This is a genomic window from Bartonella sp. CR127HXZ, from assembly GCF_042194555.1.
In the GTDB taxonomy this organism is placed as follows: Bacteria; Pseudomonadota; Alphaproteobacteria; order Rhizobiales; family Rhizobiaceae; genus Bartonella; species Bartonella grahamii.
Genome location: NZ_JBHIMZ010000012.1, coordinates 51001 through 69085 on the forward strand (window position 1 = coordinate 51001; position 18085 = coordinate 69085).

An 18085-nucleotide genomic window follows, 5' to 3' on the forward strand; every position below is an offset into this window, starting at 1 on the left:
TTATGTCTAAAACTTATTTTACACAAGACCATGAATGGCTTAGCGTTGAAGGAAAAGTGGTGACTGTTGGGGTTACGCATTATGCGCAAGAGCAATTAGGAGATTTGGTTTTTGTTGATTTACCACAAAGTGGGACAAAACTTTCCAAAGGAGAGGCAGCTGCTGTTGTGGAATCGGTGAAAGCCGCTTCAGATGTTTATGCTCCTCTTGATGGTGAAGTGGTCGAAATAAATGAAGCATTGGCTGATAATCCTGAATTGGTAAATCAGAAAGCCGAAACAGAAGGCTGGTTATGGAAAATGACATTGCAGGATGAGACACAACTGGAAGGGTTGTTGGATAAAGATGCTTATAAGGCTTTGATTGGATGAGTATCATGATCGAGCGTTCTTTTTCTTCTCGACATATTGGGCTGCGTCCTGATGAAACACAAAAAATGCTTGATGTTTTAGAGCTTGATTGTGTTGATACACTCATTTCTCAAGCTGTTCCACATTCTATCCATTTGGGACGTTCACTTAATTTACCAAAGGCTGCTAGTGAAGGACAAGCCTTGGAAGAACTCTCCAAGATGATGGAGCGTAATTGTGTGCACAAAAGTTTTATTGGGCAAGGATATCATGGGACTCATGTGCCCCCAGTTATTTTACGAAATCTGTTTGAAAATCCTGCTTGGTATACTGCTTATACGCCTTATCAAGCAGAAATTAGCCAAGGTCGTTTAGAACTTTTATTTTATTTTCAGACATTGGTGAGTGAACTCACAGGTTTGCCTGTTGCTGCTGCTTCCCTTCTTGATGAAGCAACAGCTTTAGCTGAAGCCAATGCCCTCGCTTTTCGCTTTTCCCGTGAGAAAAAGACGAAGATTTCTCTTCAGAGTCTTTTACATCCTCAGACTTTAAGTGTTGCGCAAACGCGTGCTGAAACACAAGGTATTTGTATCAGCCCAGAGAGGAAAATTTGTTCTAATACAGCGGCAATTGTTTTGTCTTGGCCAGATACAAAAGGTGCTTTTCATGATTACAGCGAGATCATAAAGGAGGCAAAGGAAAAAGGAGCTTTAGTTATTGTTGTGGCTGATCCTTTAGCACTTACCCTTATGGAGCCACCTGCTCAATGGGGGGCAGATATTGTTGTTGGCTCTATGCAGCGTTATGGCGTTCCAATGGGCTTTGGTGGTCCACATGCTGGTTACCTTGCAGTGAGTGATGCGTTAACGCGTCTTATTCCAGGGCGTATTGTTGGTCAATCCGTGGATACGAGAGGGCGTGTTGGTTTTCGTTTAGCTTTGCAAACACGTGAACAACATATTCGGCGCGATAAAGCGACGTCAAATATTTGTACAGCACAGGCTTTGTTGGCTAATATGGCAACCGCTTATGCTGTTTGGCATGGGCCGAAAGGTTTACAAGAAATTGCGCAGCGAATTCATCATTTAACATGTCGTTTTGTTGCTGGTTTAGAGGCTGCAGGTGTTTTTTGTGAAGGAGAATCTTTTTTTGATTGTGTAAGCATTGTTGTGAAGGGAAAAGCGAAAGAGATTGCACATCAAGCCAAAATGAGTGGACGCCTTATTCGTGTTCTCGATGATGACACCATTGCAATCAATTTTGATGAATTATCGACAGAAGAAGATGCTTGTGCTTTAGCGCAGCTTTTTGGGGCACAATTAGGCGATCAGGTTTCTCCACGACTCTTTGGCAAAAAGCGGAATGCTGCTTTTCTTTCCCAGCCTTTTTTTCATGCGGTTCATTCAGAGACAGATATGATGCGCTTTTTGCGTCGTTTGGCGGATAAGGATTTGGCGCTGGATCGTGCTATGATTCCTCTTGGCTCTTGTACAATGAAGCTTAATGCGGCGGCTGAATTGATGCCTGTAAGTTGGGCTAGTATGGCCAATATACACCCCTTTGTTTCACAAGAGGATGCAGCGGGTTATTTAGAGATGATTAATCAGTTAAATGCATGGTTGTGTGAAATTACAGGATTTGCGCAAGTTTCTTTTCAGCCAAATTCTGGTGCTCAAGGTGAATATGCGGGGCTTTTGGCTATCCGACGATATTACCAATCACGGGGAGAACATCAACGTACAGTTTGTCTTATTCCTGCATCTGCGCATGGTACCAATCCAGCTTCGGCACATATGGCAGGTATGGAAGTCGTTGTGGTAAAATGTTTAAGCGATGGTGATGTTGATGTAGACGATCTCAAAATGAAAGCGCAATTGCATAAGGATAAATTGGCTGCTCTCATGATTACTTATCCTTCAACACATGGTGTTTATGAGGAAAGCATTAAGGAAATTTGTTCTATTATTCATGAAAATGGCGGACAAGTTTATTTCGATGGTGCTAATCTCAATGCGCTTGTGGGGCTTGCTCGTCCTGCAGATATTGGCGCTGATGTTTGTCATATGAATCTTCATAAAACATTTGCCATTCCCCACGGAGGTGGTGGTCCTGGTATGGGACCAATTGGAGTTGCAGCGCATCTCAAACCATTCTTACCAGGGCATGAACAGGATGGGACAACACATGCGGTTTCGGCAGCTCCTTATGGAAGTGCGTCTATTCTTGCGATTACATGGATGTATATTCGAATGATGGGGGCTGATGGCTTAAAATATGCAACACAAATAGCCATTTTAAATGCCAATTATATTGCTGCACGTCTTTCACCCGCTTATTCCATTCTTTATCGGGGCAAGCATGGACGTGTTGCTCATGAATGTATTGTGGATACACGTGTGTTGAAAGAGCAGTATGGGGTGAGTGTTGATGATATTGCAAAACGTCTCATTGATTATGGATTCCATGCGCCCACGATGTCGTTCCCTGTTCCGGGAACTTTGATGATTGAGCCAACGGAATCAGAACCAAAAGCAGAAATTGATCGTTTCTGTGATGCTTTACTCTCTATTGCTGAAGAAGCGAAGAAAGTTGGTCGTGGGATTTGGCCAAAAGACAATAATCCGTTGGTTAATGCCCCTCATACAGTGGCAGATGCTTTAGATGATGCTTGGGAACGACCCTATTCGCGACAAGAAGCTGCTTTTCCCAACAGTTCTCTTGATCCAGCCAGTAAATATTGGCCTCCTGTATCGCGTATTGATAATGTTGCGGGAGACAGAATGCTCATTTGTTCGTGTCCGCCATTGGGAAATACCTATTAAATAACAAATATGTATTTACTTTGTTTATTTACATAAACAAAAAAGCCCACACATTTTGTGTGGGTTTTTTACTTATTGATCATGTTATTATGGAGTTATTTGTCTATTTTCTAGAATTTTGCATAGTTTTTTATAACATGAGAAAAATCGGAAAAGTCGACAAAAAACTGTGTTTTGTGGGCAATAGGCATGCTCTCCTTTGCCTTCTACCGTATGACATGGTTTTAGTGACTAGGCGCATCGGTCTAGCCAGCTAATTCACGTAAACGAGAGTGAAACCTACGGGGGATAGGGTCCAGTCTGTTGCATGTGTTGTGACATACGACTCTCACTAAGGTGATTACGACCGGTTGCAGAAAGAATAAAATCAAATTTAGTGTTATCTGATGATAAAGCCCCGCGAAACTCTGTTGTTGCATATTCTTAAGTCAAGCATTGTCTAAATATTTCTCTTTAATCTGCTTTTTATAAATATGACGCAAAAATACGTAAGAACACCTGTCAGAATGAGTAAATGCAAAACCAAATGTATTATGGTTGTTTTTTTACAGGGTGTCTTATAAAAAGCCGGCACATCTTTCCAATCCATTGTAGGTCAGTTTGTGACTTTACGGCGTTGTTTTCCTAAGAGCCCGTGTGTTTTAGCTGTTGCCTGTAAATCCACATCCAAACTTAACGCAGCGACATGTTTTAAGTCAGAGATTGAGACAAAAAAGAGCTTTATGAGTAGTTCAAGCTTTTGTATGCCAGATGATGGCGAGGGGATTGCGTATTTCTGTTGACGTAATCTTTGAAACTGGAAGACAATCTAATTTCAGAGAAATATAAAGCCGTAAAGGTGAAACTCAATCCTCAGTTTGTCATCTCCTTTTAATTCAGCTTTACGGCTTTCAGAAGCATCTAAAGCAATGTTTTTTTATAATGGGGATTACATATTGTCCCATGCTTTTATTTATTGTGTTCTTAATGGGATACCCTCATGTAAAACAGAACACTCCAAAAAGAATATACTTTGGTTGTTAATTCACGTGTTTGTTTTAAAGAGACATTTCGCTCCCAATCCCATTTCGCGACGGCGCTCGTGAATGGTACAACGATAAATCTATTGAGAGAGCTCCCAATCTTTACGCTCTATGAAGGAAGAAGTTGGCACTATCATACACTTTGCCAGCCGCTTAATGTTATAGCTCTTGGTACTTGAGATGGTTCATAAGAGGTATTATTCCTTTTTTAAATCATTTTTATCTATACATAGTCCAGTTTGTGGTATGCAAGCGAATGATTTTGATTGCTTCACTATGAACAAAACTGAAAATAAGAGAAACTTATGAGACTGGATGTTTTGTTTGATATATAGAGAATTAATACTTTAGTTTAATTGGGCATTTAATTTTAAAAACTTTGCAGTAGATTCTTTTTTGTCAATTTGTGGGAAAAAGGCTAAGCTTTTGTATTTTGGGTGAAAGCTACTTCCATAAAACAGTTCATCAACTTGTCTATTTTGAGATTTCTGTGAATGTGCGGTGTCTATGATCATTCTATGTGATTGATTGTTGTAAAATCTTTCATAAAAAACCCTCAATTTTCTAAAATGATGATTTTTATCAATTTATTTCTTTAAAAAGTTTTTATGTGTAAATGTATTTATAGCGGGAGCCAAGAGATGTTAGAATTTCATTGGGAAGGGTATCGGCATCTATAGATACTCTTTCAAGTGTTTGATGGGGTCCAATGAGTTCTACCCAGTCACCTGTTTGAGGTTTTTGATCAAGATCGGTCGTATCTACAATAATGGAATCCATAGAAACCCGCCCAACCATGGGAAGTTTGTACCCGTTGAAATAAACTGTTCCTTTATTCGAAAGAGCACGGAGCCAGCCGTCTGCGTAGCCTATAGAAATGGTTGCAAGAGTGCTTGGTCTGTTGGTTATAAAGCTTTCTCCATAACCAACAGGTGTGCCTATATCAACAACGCGGTTTTGAATGACTTGGGCTTCAAGTTTTAAAACAGGTTTCAGAGGTGATGGGTGTTTCCCCCGCGGATCAACTCCGTAAAGTGCAATGCCGGGGCGAACAAGATCAAAATAAAAATCTGATCCTAGAAAGATACCTCCAGAATTGGCAAAGGAAACTTTGCAAGCAGGCAATTGCGCAAGGATGGTTTTTAAAGTAGCCAATTGGGCATAATTGGATGGGTGGGTATCATCTTCTCCGTTAGAAAGATGACTGAGAATATATTTTATTTCTGCTTTTTCGAAAATTGTAGGGTGTTTGATGAGTTTTTGTAATTCTTTTTGATCCAGTCCTAATCGGTTCATATGGGTATCGATTTGAACAATTGCTGGAAATTTTTTATCTTTTTTTTGACAAATTTTTTGCCAATTTTCAATGGCATTCCAAGAGTTTAGAACAGGAACAATACCAGATTGTGCGACAAACTCTTCTGCTAAGTGTGGAAGTCCATTCAGAACGGCAATCGTGACATGTGATGGTAAGATGCTTTTTAATTGGAGGGCTTCTATGATTTGGGCGACAAAAAAAGTGCGACAACCAGCTTGATAAAGGGCAGGAGCAATTTTGTGAGCTCCTAATCCATAGGCATTTGCCTTTACAACTGCTGAACATTGTGTTGGAGCTACACGTTTGGCTAAAGTGATATAATTGGAAACAATGGCACTGACATTGATGGTTGCTACAGCTACATAGAGTGATGTATTGATTTCATCATTAACGGATTTTTTCATTTTAAAAGCTTATCTGTGTTCGTGAAATACGGAGTTTTTTGGTTATTTCATTGAGGTTCTTTACGATATAGGGAAAGACACTACTTTCTATGGTTAAAATCATAAGGAGCTTATACTGAATTACGCACCATTAAAGTCGTTTTTTTATGTAAAATGCTACTCTGGATATAAGAGATATTTTAGTTTTATTTGTGTTGTTAGAAACACGGTATCTTCTAATAATTTGTAAGACATAGACTTTTGTTTTTTACTTATTTTCCCTAGTTGAGGCATATAAAAATAGAACATAGTTTATTGTATTGTATCATTTTGAAGAGTGCAATATTAGGCTGTTGTTGCTGGTGCGATTGTTTTGATTAAACATTGCATTGGCTGCTTATTCAGAGAAGGTAAAATGATTAAATTAACCACTCTAAATCAATGCATTACAAGTTTTCTATCATGGGGGGAAGATCACTTATCTGTGCAATTTTGGATGTCGTCTCATGCACTTAAAGTTATTTTTGTTAAATAGAAAACAGTGTGTAAACACTTTCTGATATATTAAAAACTGTTGATTTAGAAAGCCCGTTGATTTGGATATTGTCGATTTTCAAGATGGATTGGGTATCCAATATTTACTTTCTATTGTTTGATTGGTTTTTAGTGAAATCAATTTTATCGCTTTATAGAGCGCGTTAGACTCTTTTATTTATGGATATTTATGGAAAGCGCAGTGTAAAAAGGTCAGTAACGAAAACAATAGATGTAATGCCGGAAATCTTGTTGGAGATTCGTGCGGTTATCGTTCAATCAACAAAAATTTTATCTCTCTTATTTGAAGGTTTTAGGTCATAAGTTTTGTTAAGCGAGAGAGTGTTATAGCGTTACAATGGAAATATGCATTATGTGTTAAAGGGGAAAAGAGTACCGTGATTGTTTAATACTCAATGTTTTTGTTTTTCTTTGAATGTGATTTGTATTCGTATTTTCCTCATTCGTTTAATAAAGTGTTAATCTTGAGATTTTTGTTTTAAGAAAATTGTTGGCAGATGGTTATGCAAGTACTATATCACGTCAAGGATTCGAAATTTAACGTTCAATAAAGATATGGGGAAGAGTATGAATACGTCTGCTACCAATGTTCCGTCAAACATCAGTAGCGTTGCAAATTTTCCGATTCCTGAGAATGTGTTCGCCCTTACTGTCCAAGAGGTTTGTCACTATACAGATCGGTTATTTAAATTTCGTTTGAATCGTCCGGATAGTTTTCGTTTTCGTTCGGGTGAGTTTGTTATGATCGGTTTGCCAAATGCAGAAAAGCCGATTTATCGCGCGTATTCGATTGCAAGTCCTTTTTGGGATGAACAGCTTGAGTTTTTTTCGATAAAAGTTCCAGAGGGACCTTTAACCGAGCATCTCCAAAAAATTAAAATTGGTGATACAGTTCTCATGCGTAAAAAATCTACAGGAACACTGGTTCTTGATGCTCTTATTCCTGGAAAACGTCTTTATCTTCTTTCAACTGGGACGGGGGTTGCTCCTTTTGCAAGCCTTATTCGTGATCCTGAAACTTATGAAAAATTTTCAGAAGTTGTCCTTATTCAAACAACGCGTGAGCAGAGTGAGTTAGTTTATGCAAAAGATCTTGTTTCCTCTTTGCAACAAGATCCACTCATTGGAGAGTATGCACAACAGTTGAGATTCTATCCTATGACTACTCGTGAACCTTCTGAGCATATGGGCCGTATTACGACTGTTATGGAAAGTGGGGACTTTTTTGAAACAACTGGACTTCCTAAAATTCATCCTGATGAAGATCGGGTGATGATTTGTGGTTCCATGGCAATGTTAAAAGATTGCGCAAGGATGTGTGAAAGTTTTGGTCTTGTTGAAGGGGCTAATAATGCTCCTGCTACTTATGTTGTAGAGCGCGCTTTTGTGGAGTAATGAGTGGAAAAGTTGAGGCTTTATCTTCTTTCAAACCGGTACGGTTTTTTTTTCTTTTGCAAGCTTTATTCGTGATCTTGGCACTTATGAAAAATTTTCAGAAGTTGTCCTTACTTTAAATAATGCGTGAGCAGAATGAGTTAATTTATGCAAAAGATCTTTTTCCTCTTTGCAACAAGATCCACTCATTGGAGTATATGCACAACAGTTGAAATTTTATTTTATGACCACTCGTGAGCTTTCTGAGCATATGGGGCGTATTACGACTGTTATGGAGAGTAGGTGATTTTTTGAAACAAGCGGCTTTGAAACAATAGCACTCTCCTAAATTCATCTCGATGAAGATCGGGTGATGATTTGTGATTTTATGACAATGTTAAAGATTGCGCAAGGATGTGTGAAAGCTTTGGTCTTGTTGAAGGGGCTGATGTTCTTGCACTTTACATTATATTGTAGAAAGAGCTTTTTTCGAGGGAGAGGGAAGTTGCGATGCAGTATATGCTAATGCAGTAATCGAATCCCAATCATTTATTGCAATGAGTTGTTGGGGCGCTATCCAAGAACCGCCAACGCAGAAGACGTTAGGCAGTTGGAGCCATTGTGTTGCACTTTTTTGTGTAATACCGCCTGTTGGGCAAAACCGGATATCAGAGAAGGGAGATGCTAAAGCTTCGATGAAGGCAATACCTCCAGCGGCTTCAGCTGGGAAAAATTTGAGATATGAATAGCCTTTGTTTAATGCTTGCATGAGTTCACTTGGGGTCATTGCAGCGGGAAGAAGGGGAATTTCACTATTTTTTGCACAATTGATTAATTCATTTGATAATCCGGGGCTTACAATAAACTTGGCTCCCGCTTGTTCGGCTTTTTCGTAATGTGTTGTGTTGAGAATTGTTCCGGCTCCAACAATTGCTTCAGGGACTTCTTGTGTAATTTTCTGAATTGCTTTGAGGGCATTTGGTGTTCGCAAGGTGATCTCAATTGTTTTTAATCCGCCTTTGACAAGAGCGCGTGTTAAGGGTACAGCACTTTGTAGATTGTCAATGAGCAAAACAGGTATAACAGTTTGTCCTTGGAGATATAGTAAAAGCTTTTCTCTTTTTTGGCACATGATATTTTTTCTTCTTGGAGATGATATTATTTGTATCGTTTGATTAAGCACAATATGTTAAAGAGTACATGAATAAATCTTGAAATTGAATGAAACGCGCGTTATGGCAAAACACATGGAAAAGAATTTTAAAGTTGCTGCACTTTATTGCTTTGCAGATTTGAAGCATTATCATCAATTACAAAAACCTTTGCAGGATTTATGTCAAGCAAAGGATATCAAAGGCACTTTGCTTTTAGCACAAGAGGGAATTAATGGAACGGTTGCTGGTTCTTGTGCTGCGATTGAGGCATTGGTGGATTTTATTACGGCTGAGCCAGCGTTTCAAACGCCGGAGATTAAATATTCATGGGCATCTAAGATGCCTTTTCATCGCATGAAAGTGCGGTTGAAAAAAGAGATTGTGACAATGGGGGTTGAAGGTGTTGATCCGCTAAAAGTTGTTGGTACTTATGTGGATCCTGAAGATTGGAATGCTCTTATTCAAGATGAAGAGACAATTTTGATCGATACGCGTAATGATTATGAATATGCGATTGGGAGTTTTCAAGGAGCGATTGATCCGCAGATTAAAACATTTCGCGAATTTCCTGAATGGGTGCGTCAACATGAAGCTGATTTAAAGAAGAAAAAGAAAATTGCTATGTTTTGTACAGGCGGTATTCGGTGTGAAAAATCAACAGCTTATGTACGTGAACTTGGTTATGAGCAGGTGTATCATCTAAAAGGAGGTATTTTAAAATATTTAGAAAAAATTCCAAAAGAGGAAAGTTTATGGTGGGGTGAGTGTTTTGTTTTTGATGAGCGTGTTTCTGTTCAACATGGTCTTGAAGAATGTGGACGCGAATTATGTCGCGCGTGTCGTTCTCCTCTTAATGCTGAAAGCAAATTATCGTCTCATTATGAGGAAGGTGTTTCCTGTGATGCTTGTTATAACACGCGTAGTGAAGCCGATAGAGAGCGCTTTCGTGAGCGCCATAGGCAGTTTCAATTGTTGAAGTTGCGTGCTATTGATTCTCATCAAGGGACATAAGGATAGCGCAGTGTAGGGCTGTAAATTTTAGCGTTTTTCTCTTAAATTTAAGAGAAAAGAGTTTTTTGATATTGGTAGAAAAATATTCTATAAGACCGGATATTATTCGGTCTTTTTGTCTATGTTAAATTATTTGATTTATAAATAATCATTATAGATCGTTTGCTCTCCTTACATTTTATAGGATTGAGTTTTTAAATACTTTTCATTTTAAAATAGAAACTTTCTTCACCAACAGCGCAGGGGAGGGAGATTCATAGCTTAAGAGAAAAGCGTATGAATAAGATGTGATTAATAAGAGGAGATGAAAAAGCAGAAGCTAGGTGGGAAAAATAAAATGATAATAGGAGTTTATGATTCCAGAATTCAATATAATACATTAATTTATAATGATAAATTATTTTTATTTGAATAAAAGAGTTAAATATTGTGAACTTTATTGCTTTCAAATTAGATGAGAACAAATCACCTAAAACTCATTCACCTGTACGTTACAAATGGGAGAAACGTGTGGACAAAAATCATTTTAGATAAGGTGTTATGAAACATTTCAATGTAGGAGTTTCTGCAATATTGGGAGTTGGCAGATAGAATGGGGGCATAGGCTTGTAATTTCATAAGTATAAAGAGGGTGCGATGTAGTTAATCTATACTACACAAGCTATATTATATGGGAAATTTTCATGATATTTTGCTTAAGCGATGCTGTGAAATGAATATGGAAACAGGGATGTTTTTTAGGATGTCAATAAGAAAGATAATGGTATTTGTTGGAGGAAGGACATCGTTATCTTTAAAAATGATAGTGCTTCAGTCGTTACTATTCCCAGTTTTCAATGTTGGTCATCCTTGCATTTGAGAGGATATATAAGAGGTCCCCCTTTTTTCAGTTGTTTTTTATTTGTAATGCGCAAAAGAATGATCTTAACGAATTCATTGTAAGAGGGTTGAAATAAGAGAATTTTATGATGAGATTGTTGTTTAAGGGAAAAATAATAAACTATCATTATAAATTAATGTGTTGAGTAATTTATTTTGCGTTATTTTCTGCTGCGGATATTAGGAGATAGAATAGGGCAAAGAAATGAGGGGCTTTAAAAGCAAGACAGTGATTTATGTTGCACGGATGATGTAAGGGGTGTCATCTCATGAAAGCGGATGGATAGCTTTGTCTGGTGGAAGAGAGTGTTGTTTTTTCGCATCATTTTATCTTTAAGAATTAAAAAATGTTTAAAATTAAAAAAATGATTGAAATGAGCAAGAATTCGTTTTATAGGATGCATTGCCCAAAGTCGCACGTGCCTGTGGGTGTCCGCTGGTTCTCAAATGGTGAGATTAACCGGTACGGTACCTGGAACTAACCGCTCCAGTCATTCTTACAGCCAATTGCAAGAATGAGGACATCTTGAAGCAACGACGGTGCGGGCCTTTCTGGTGTCTTCCAGTTTTAAATACTGGGATAACTATAGAGGCACACCTCATTGCCTTCAGTGCGGAAGTGGTTTTCTCAACTCCAATCAAAAAGGCAGATAAAATAGAATGACGCGGCTTCGCGCTGTTCTTTCGCTGCATACAATGCTAATTTCTGGTTTTTTGTAATCAGAATGGGGATAGTTGTTGTGTGTTTTTTGTCCTTTAGCTTTTGGCAGTTTTGGCTGTCCAAGCATAGAGTGGGGGAGCTTTCCCTCAAGGAGAATTGCAGATGGCAACGCAACGTATTCGCGATTTTCTTGCAACACATCGTTCTGAAGGTCCATGCTTAATTGTTGACCTTGATGTTGTTCGTGACAACTATTTAAATTTTGAAAAAGCTCTGCCGCAGTCGCGTATTTTTTACGCAATAAAGGCAAATCCAGCACCTGAAATCTTGCGTTTGCTTGCTTCTTTAGGATCTTCTTTTGATGCGGCTTCTGTTGCAGAAATTGAAATGGCTTTAAAAGCAGGAGCAACGTCAGAGCGTATTTCTTTTGGGAATACGATTAAAAAAGAACGTGATATTGCACGAGCATATGCATTGGGTGTTTCACTTTATGCAGTTGATTGTGTTGAAGAAGTGGAAAAAATTGCGCGTGTTGCTCCAGGAGCACGTGTTTTTTGCCGTGTTCTTACCGATGGAAAAGGTGCAGAGTGGCCATTGTCACGCAAATTCGGTTGTGTCCCTGCTATGGCGGTTGATGTTCTAAGACGGGCACACCAATTGGGTTTGCAAGCCTATGGTGTTTCTTTTCATGTTGGGTCTCAGCAGGTTGATCTGAGTGCGTGGGATCGTGCTTTATCGGATGCTGCTACAGTTTTTAAGCGTTTGGAACAAGAAGGCATTTCGTTGAGGTTGGTGAATATGGGGGGCGGTTTTCCAACGCGTTATTTGAAAGATGTCCCTACAGAACAAGCTTATGGTACAGCAGTTTTTGATTCATTGAAAAAGCATTTTGGTAATCGTATTCCTGAGACGATTATTGAGCCTGGGCGTGCGATGGTTGGTAATGCTGGTGTTATTCGTACAGAAGTGGTTCTGATATCTAAAAAAGCTGATAATGATAATGTACGATGGGTTTATCTTGATATTGGAAAATTTAATGGTCTTGCTGAGACTATGGATGAAGCCATTCGTTATCCTATTGAGACACCTCATGATGATAAGGTTATGGAGCCTTGTATTTTGGCTGGACCAACATGCGATTCGGCAGATGTTCTCTATGAAAAAACACCTTATCCGCTTCCTCTATCCCTAACGATAGGAGATGAAATATTGATTCATGGGACGGGTGCTTACACAACAACTTACGCATCGGTTGCTTTTAATGGTTTTGAGCCTTTACGATCATATGTGATCTGAGGTTTCCTTTTAACTATAGGTTTTTTAGATTTTTTGCTATGCTCGTCATGGCGCTATAAGAGGGCGGTCATTGAGATGAACATGATGAATTTTCAAACAAAAGATGGGGCATGTTTTACACTTTTATTGGAGCAAGAAGCAGATAAGCCTTATCGAGAAATTTTGCTTGATTCAACGATGGGGTATGGACGTAAACGTAAATCATCAGAGGCTTTACGTCGTGGTCGGTTAGCTGCTCAAGGACTTTCTTTTGTGGTTAAAAATGCGCTTGGAGAGCTTGTGGGAAGTGTCCGTCTTTGGCATGTTTCTTTTTCTAAAGGAAAAAATAAAACACAACATGCTTTACTTTTGGGTCCCTTGGCTGTCGCATCTGAATGTGCTGGTCTGGGAATAGGATCAATTTTAGTCCGCCACGCAATTGAAACAGCAAAAAAATTGGGATATGGCGCCATTTTGCTGGTAGGGGATTTTGAATTTTATCAACGTTTTGGCTTTTCAAATAGTTTAACAGAAAATTTGGCAATGCCTGGTCCTTATGAAAAGCATCGCTTTCAAGCGTTGGAACTGATACCACATTATCTTTCTGGGTGTTATGGCACTTTAGTTCCTAGTGGAGAACGAGAAGTTTCGAATCGTTTTCAGCATCATAAAGTGGCTTGAAGATAGTGTTTAAATTTGTTTTTCAACAGCTGGCGTTGAGGAGAGCATACTATTCTGACTAGTGCCAAAGTATTTAGCGGTACAAAGTTTTGGGGAGTTGTATTGCGATTTTATTATATGGCTTTTTCTTTATGTGGCTGGTTTCTTATTTTTGATAATTTCAGTTAAGTGAGTAGGAATATATTTAAAGCTCATTTTTTTGGAATAGCGTCCTGTTTTATAATATTAAGGAACCGGATTTTTGAGTGGTCTTGTATTCTTTTAAAGCCGGTATCATCATGCAGTTTTCCAGTTTTCAATATCGTTGGTAGATCATGCATCGAAACGGTTGGATATTTTACTTTTTTCTTAAGCAGTTTTTATCTCTTTGCTTTTTATGTGCAAGGGAATAGTTTTGATTGATTCAATAGAGAGACATTTTGAGAAATTTTATACAATTTTAGCGCTTGTTCAAAGAGTATAAAAAATAAAATTATATGTTCAAAAGCAACTTTTTTGAAAAAAATATATCATTATTTTTTTTTGCTATAAAAGTAGATCGTTTTGCAATTGGCATGAGAGTATCAAATACAAAATGATTTTCTCATGTAAAATTTTGTATCCAGAATCAAAAAAATGTTCTCCTACATATTATAAGGGAAATAGGTGAATGAATAAAAATCACAAGAATCATCAATCTTTTATGAATATTCTTGTGAGAATCAAAAGAGTGAAGGGCAAAGAATCTTACAGAATAGTTTTTATGAGGATAGTAGCGTAAAAGGGGGGGTAGATAGATGAGAGATTTAATGACAGGCGCAAATATTGTTTTAATGTTTTTTGCCCTACGGTGGTAAATCAAAAATCCTATAGAAATAGCTGCTTTATCTTTATGGTGTGGAGCACTTTAGATAAGCTCTTTGTTTATTATCATCCAAAACAATTCTTGTATGCGAGAAGTTATTTTTAAGTGCGTAAAGAGCCCGCATTGAAAAGAATTTTTATCAGAAGAATCATTTAGAATCATATGTTGATTTATACTGTCTCTTGAGAAGAGATAAAGTGCATAGGAAGCGAGGAAGGTGATAAAGATAAAAAATATTTCTCAATTTTAATTAAGCTTAGTGACTTGGTGGTGCATCCATGAGAGGTGGTATTTTTTTAAGAAAAATGGTCATAAATGTCAAAATAACAAAGATAATGGTCATAATAAAGAAAATATCACTAAAAGCCATAATCGTTGCTTGTATGCGTACCATACCAAACAATTGAGAAAGAGCAAGAGTATACGAATCAAAGGTTTCTGTTTTGAAAAATAAAGTAAGCTTTGAAAGCATTTCAGTTGCTTGTCTGTTTGCGTGGTTAAGCGTTTCGGCTATTCGTTCATAATGGAAGTCTGTGCGTTTTGTCATGAGAGTGCTGATAATCGCAAGCCCTACAGCACCACCTAGATTCCGTGTGAGATTAAAGAGTCCAGAAGCATTTTGCATTCGTTCTGGCGGGAGTGTTCCCAAGGCAATATTATTAACAGGAACCATACATAACATCACAGAAGCACCACGGAAAACTTGCGGCCAAAAGAGTTGCCAAAAATCCCAGTTATCTGTGATAGAGCTCGCCATCCAAGTGCCTATTGCAAAACCCAAAAGTCCTATTGCCATCATTAAACGTGCATCCATTCGGGCTGAAAGAAATCCAGCAAGCGGAGCAGTTAATAACATGGCGAATCCTGAAAGAAACAATGTTTCTCCAATCATGAGGGCATCATAATGGCGGATTTGGCTTAAATAGACAGGATAAAGATATGTGAGTCCATAAAGACCTATTCCCAGTGCAAAGGAAAAAATGGATGCAGCAGAAAAATTAAAATTAGAAAAAGTAGAGAGATCTACAATGGGTTCTTTTGCTGTAAAAGCACGCCAGAAGAATAAGGCTGCAGCAAGAATCATGATAATGAAAAAATTCCGAATCAGCCTATCACTCAGCCAATCATGACGAGCTCCTTCTTCTAGAACATACTCTAAAGTTCCCAAGAAAGTAGCCATAGAAATGAGGCCTAACCAATCAAATTTCTTCATTAAAGAAGGATCAGCTTTATCAAAATCAATTAATTTCCAAGCGAGAATTGAGATGATAATCCCGAAGGGCACATTGATGAGAAAGAGCCAATGCCACGATGAGAGATGACAAATATAGCCTCCCACGGTTGGACCAATGGTGGGGGCTAATGTTGCGACCAGTCCGACGATAGGGGTAACAATGGGACGTTTGGAAGGAGGAAAAAGGACATAGGAGGCAACAAAAACACTAGGGATAATTCCACCACCAATAAAACCTTGTAGTGCGCGATACAAAATCATCTCTCCAATAGATGTTGCCGTTGCACAAAGAACAGAAGTAATCGTAAAACCGATAGCTGATAAGGTAAAGAAAACACGTGTTGAAAGCAATCGTCCTAAAAATCCAGAAAGCGGCAACATGATGACTTCAGCGATGAGATAGGAAGTTTGAACCCATGAAATTTCTTCAGAGCTTGCTGCAAGACCCGCTTGAATTTCAGCTAAAGAAGAGGAAACGATTTGGATATCTAAGATTGCCATAAACATGCCAAAAGACATAGCAATAAAAACTATAATTTTGTGCATTCCGATGCGTTCTTGAGATTGTATGGGCTCTGGTATGGAAGATGTCATAGTAAGATCTTCTACTTTTTTGTTATAAGAGACTTTTATCTTGTGGCTTTGTACGTGTATCAACTTTCACTGAAACACTCATCCCTGCTCGGATATGTCCGGTTTTTAAGACTTCTTCTGGAATAGAAATACGTACGGGAATGCGCTGGACAATCTTTGTAAAGTTACCAGTAGCATTTTGTGGAGGCAAAAGAGAAAAAACAGCGCCTGTTGCGGGCGAAATAGAAAGCACGTTTCCTGTAAAAAACTCCTTTTTGAATGCATCAATAGCAATATAAGCCTTTTGTCCTGCGTGAATATTTTGCAACTGTGTTTCTTTATAGTTGGCTTCAATATAAAGTGCATGTATGGGGACTAACGCCGCAAGACGTTGGCCATTTACAACAAAATCTCCCGTTTTTGCTGTTAAATTTCCTATAACGCCATCAAATGGCGCTCGTATAACGGTCGAATCAAGATCACGTTGTGCTTTTTCACGCGTGAGTTCTAAACTCTTTGTTTGGCTTTCTATTTCACTTCGTTGCGCTTCTAGCACTCGGATATTCGCACGTGCTGCAGCCATTTGTGCGTCCGCTCTGTTAACATTCGCAACGGCTTGTTCATAAGCTGATTTGGCATCATCAACCTCGGATTGAGGAGCATAACGATTTTTTTTCAGTTCTGTTACACGTTTTAAGGTGAGTTGTGCATTGGTTGCTATGGCTGAAGCGGCTGCTTTTTGTGCTTTTGCATCATCTAAAGCACTATGAGCGGCTGTGATTTGTGCATCAATGCGTAGAAGTGTTTTTTTCTGTGTGTTAAGATGTGCGTCTGTTTGATCCAAGGCTATTTGATAATCACCGTTGTCTAGGTAAAATAAAACATCGTTCTTTTTTACAACTTGGTTGGCTTTAATGGCAATTTTTTCAATATATCCATTTAATTTAGTCGCAATAGCTGCTATATCTCCTTGCACGTAGGCATCGTCAGTGGAGAGTATATAACGCCATTGCGTTATATACTTATAGCTAAACCAAAGCACAGAAAGTGCAAAGACAATAAGAAGAGCTTTGATTACTTTCTTTTGTTGCGTTTTATTGAAGTTTTTGGTTGAAAAAATTGTCTCAGTTACGGACATGATTTTATACTTTCAATATTTATGTTCCACTGAGTATAATAAACCCATCACTATAGACTAGGGTGATATACATGCAAGGACGATAAGAGCTTTTCAAGCAATAAGATGATTTTTGAAACATAATGCTAAAAATATGAACTTGCAAGTTCAAGGTCTTATTTTGTTACGCATTTTTTACAAAGGCCTCGTACTTCTAGGGTGCTTTTGTGGGCTTGGAAGTCAACAGCTTGAACCATCTGTTTTAAACTCGATACAATCGTTTGATTTTGTATTTCATTGACTGTACCACAGTTTTCGCAAATTATAAACGTTGTAAGTTCATGTTGACAGTTTTCAGGGTGTAAACAGACCATAAAGGCATTTACACTTTCAAGACGATGAATACACTTTAACTGTACGAGTTTTTCTAACGCACGATAAACTTGGAGAGGTGCACGAAAACCTTCTTCGCGTAAGTGATTGAGAATCGCATAAGCACTTAAAGGCCCTTTTGCATTTTTTAAAGTGTTTAAAACCAATGTTTGGTTACGCGTCAGTTTAGATGACATTGACATCTTCCTTTTGCTCTTATGGCAAAGCATAAAGCGTGTAAGAGGTTTATGCAATGGTGATTATAGAATATGTACTCTATCTTTAGCCTTATTGTGATATGTAAGAAAAGTTGCAATCGTTGTGAGGGGAGGGGTATTATAATCTGAAAGCCGCTGTTATCTAGCAAGGAACTTTTTATACGCTTTTTATTTTAGTGTAATGTATTGAAATACAACCAGTTGTTTATGTTATTTTATTTTAAAAAAAAGTAAAAAATGAT

General features: G+C 38.2%; 11 protein-coding genes and 1 pseudogene. 7 read left to right on the forward strand and 5 right to left on the reverse strand.

Annotated elements, in window-relative coordinates:
- Window positions 1-2 precede the first annotated feature (2 nt).
- A complete protein-coding gene (gcvH, locus tag ACFIKY_RS07345) occupies window positions 3-371 on the forward strand; it encodes a glycine cleavage system protein GcvH (RefSeq protein WP_273723568.1) in 369 nt (122 codons plus the stop codon).
- Between the two features lie 5 nt (window positions 372-376).
- A complete protein-coding gene (gcvP, locus tag ACFIKY_RS07350) occupies window positions 377-3172 on the forward strand; it encodes an aminomethyl-transferring glycine dehydrogenase (protein WP_375661608.1) in 2796 nt (931 codons plus the stop codon).
- A 1628-nt stretch (window positions 3173-4800) separates the two neighbouring features.
- Here the strand turns inward: gcvP and alr are convergent.
- The gene (gene alr, locus ACFIKY_RS07355) at window positions 4801-5916 is read right to left on the reverse strand and encodes an alanine racemase (protein ID WP_375647637.1); all 1116 of its coding nucleotides are present in this window, start codon (window positions 5914-5916) and stop codon (window positions 4801-4803) included.
- Window positions 5917-7017: 1101 nt separating this feature from the next.
- Between alr and ACFIKY_RS07360 the strand changes: the two genes are divergently transcribed.
- Window positions 7018-7845 (forward strand): ferredoxin--NADP reductase, encoded by an 828-nt coding sequence (locus ACFIKY_RS07360; protein ID WP_375636462.1) that lies wholly within the window; start codon window positions 7018-7020, stop codon window positions 7843-7845.
- A gap of 15 nt (window positions 7846-7860) precedes the next feature.
- Window positions 7861-8312, forward strand: a pseudogene (locus tag ACFIKY_RS07365) (ferredoxin--NADP reductase); the annotation flags it as partial.
- On the opposite strand, the gene eda reads toward ACFIKY_RS07365, so the two are convergent.
- Complete coding sequence (gene eda, locus ACFIKY_RS07370; protein ID WP_273788591.1) at window positions 8291-8956, reverse strand: bifunctional 4-hydroxy-2-oxoglutarate aldolase/2-dehydro-3-deoxy-phosphogluconate aldolase; 666 nt, start codon at window positions 8954-8956, stop codon at window positions 8291-8293. The pseudogene ACFIKY_RS07365 and the gene eda sit on opposite strands and share 22 nt — an antisense overlap.
- 115 nt (window positions 8957-9071) lie before the next feature.
- On the opposite strand from eda, the gene ACFIKY_RS07375 reads away from it, so the two are divergent.
- From ACFIKY_RS07375 to ACFIKY_RS07385, 3 genes are all read left to right on the forward strand, one after another.
- Window positions 9072-9989, forward strand: coding sequence for a rhodanese-related sulfurtransferase (locus ACFIKY_RS07375; RefSeq protein ID WP_375636464.1), 918 nt, complete (start codon window positions 9072-9074; stop codon window positions 9987-9989).
- A gap of 1702 nt (window positions 9990-11691) precedes the next feature.
- Entirely contained in the window at window positions 11692-12825 is a 1134-nt protein-coding gene (locus tag ACFIKY_RS07380) for a type III PLP-dependent enzyme (protein ID WP_015856754.1), read from the forward strand.
- A 75-nt stretch (window positions 12826-12900) separates the two neighbouring features.
- On the forward strand, window positions 12901-13485 hold the full coding sequence (locus ACFIKY_RS07385) for a GNAT family N-acetyltransferase (RefSeq protein ID WP_375636465.1): 585 nt from the start codon (window positions 12901-12903) through the stop codon (window positions 13483-13485).
- A 1100-nt stretch (window positions 13486-14585) separates the two neighbouring features.
- Here ACFIKY_RS07385 and ACFIKY_RS07390 read toward each other — a convergent pair.
- The 3 genes from ACFIKY_RS07390 to ACFIKY_RS07400 all read right to left on the reverse strand — a co-directional run bounded on the left by ACFIKY_RS07390 (window position 14586) and on the right by ACFIKY_RS07400 (window position 17822).
- On the reverse strand, window positions 14586-16157 hold the full coding sequence (locus ACFIKY_RS07390; protein ID WP_375647635.1) for a DHA2 family efflux MFS transporter permease subunit: 1572 nt from the start codon (window positions 16155-16157) through the stop codon (window positions 14586-14588).
- A 22-nt stretch (window positions 16158-16179) separates the two neighbouring features.
- Window positions 16180-17274, reverse strand: coding sequence for an HlyD family secretion protein (locus tag ACFIKY_RS07395; RefSeq protein WP_375636469.1), 1095 nt, complete (start codon window positions 17272-17274; stop codon window positions 16180-16182).
- 155 nt (window positions 17275-17429) lie between these two features.
- Window positions 17430-17822 (reverse strand): Fur family transcriptional regulator, encoded by a 393-nt coding sequence (locus ACFIKY_RS07400; protein WP_015856750.1) that lies wholly within the window; start codon window positions 17820-17822, stop codon window positions 17430-17432.
- Window positions 17823-18085 lie beyond the last annotated feature (263 nt).